Annotated in this window: 2 protein-coding genes; both read right to left on the reverse strand. The window is 57.7% G+C overall.

From position 1 onward, the window contains the following. Positions 1-326, reverse strand: a 326-nt coding sequence (locus B7G52_RS23030; protein WP_141397540.1) for an AMP-binding protein, incomplete at its 3' end; no start/stop codon positions are given. Between the two features lie 88 nt (positions 327-414). Continuing rightward, positions 415-1,578 (reverse strand): ABC transporter substrate-binding protein, encoded by a 1,164-nt coding sequence (locus B7G52_RS23035; RefSeq protein WP_096699982.1) that lies wholly within the window; start codon positions 1,576-1,578, stop codon positions 415-417. Positions 1,579-1,750 lie beyond the last annotated feature (172 nt).

A 1,750-nucleotide genomic window follows, 5' to 3' on the forward strand; every position in this document is an offset into this window, starting at 1 on the left:
CGGCAGCGCGTATCCAACAGCAGGAACTTGACCTCGCTGTCCTTCAGCACGTGCAGCATCTCGGGCCAGACGTACCCTGTATTGAGCCCGACCCGCGGCGCCGCGATCTTCATGCAGGCAAAGAAGTGCTCATACACCTCGATGCTTTCTTGCGTCAGGATGGCCACCGCCTCGCCCGCGCGGTGGCCTAGTTGTTGCAAGGCCACGCCGAAACGGTCGGAGCGTTGATCCATCTCGCGCCAGCTACGCGAGCGTTCGCCGCACAGGTAGGCGGTCTTGGTCGGGTAGTTACGCGCACAGCGCTTAACGAAGTCTCTTGGCAGCATTACATTCTCCAGGGGCTAAACATTCTCAGAGCCAAGGCTCGTGACGTCAGCAAGGAAAACCGACTCAATGCGGTATCAATGATTACACTTATTCAACGAGTTTCCATCGACCATTCTTGATCTGTACGATCCGCAAGGAGTCGGGGGTCAAGCCAACGTGGTCGGTCTCGTTCATCCGGAAATGTCCTGTCACACCCACAAAGTCGTTGCCTTTTTCGATGGCATCGCGAATTTTGGCGGGCTCGATACTGCCACTGCGACGCACCGCCTCCTGGATGGCGAAGAACGCGTCATGTGCGTTACCCGCAAAAAAGGAAGGGGCTTCGTTGAATTTGGCGCGGTAGGCCTTCACATAAGCCTGCACCACCGGTTGCTGGGGGTCGCTGGTCGGCAATTGATCCCACACAAGGATGGGGCCGTTGGTCATGATCATGTCCTCCGCCGCGCCGGCCGCCAATTTGACGAAAACGTCCGACGCCAGCGCATGGGTTCCGTAGTGCGGCACGGTGATGCCGAGTTGCTTGTAGTTCTTGGTGGCAATCGCCGCCGGCTCGCCGAAGCCGCAATTCAAGATCGCCTGCAAACCCGGCTCCTGGCGCAGCTTGGTCAGCTGTACGGTCATGTCCGTGTCCTTAGCGTTGTAGGACTCATCGCGCAGAATCTTGACGCCTTTTCCCGGTGCCAATTTCTGCGCGGCCATGAGGCAAGCCCGTCCGAACGCATCGCTACCGGCAATGATGCCGATGCTCTTGATACCGCGACCCAGCATGTGGTCGTACAGACGACTGATTGCCATCGCATCGGTCTGGTTCATTTTGAAAACGAACTTCTTGACAGGGTCTATGATCACCGTGCCACCGGCCAGCGACAGCATGGCCATACCGGCCCGTTCCACCAGCGGGACGGCTGACATCGTCGTGCCTGTCGTAGAGCCGCCAATGATGACGTGAACCTTGTCGTTCTCGATCAGACGCTTGACCAGCGTGTTCGCCCGCGATGCATCCGATTCGTCGTCGTAGCCCTGGAACTCGACTTTGCGGCCATCGATGCCGCCAGCGGCGTTGATGGCTTCGACATACATCTCAACGGTTTTCATGGCGCCCGCGCCCAGATAAGAAGCAGGGCCAGTGACGGACAGATAGGCGCCGATCTTCAACGGCGGCTTGGTTTGAGCTGTCGCCGGCAACAAGGCGGACACACACACGACGGCGGTAGCCATCAAACATTTCATGGGTTTACGTAGTTTCAACATTTTTGTCTCCTGGGGTTTCACGGTTTATGCACGGGGGTAATTTTCAAGGGGGTACTTGACGGGGCTCTACAAGGTCAAGCAATTTCGAGTTGCCAGGGCAGGGGCACTGCACCGCCAGACAGCCATTTCTTCAACTCGCCTTTCTTCAGCTTGGCGTTGGATGTCTTGGGCA

The sequence above is a fragment of the Polaromonas sp. AER18D-145 genome (assembly GCF_002379095.1).
Lineage (GTDB): Bacteria > Pseudomonadota > Gammaproteobacteria > Burkholderiales > Burkholderiaceae_C > Polaromonas.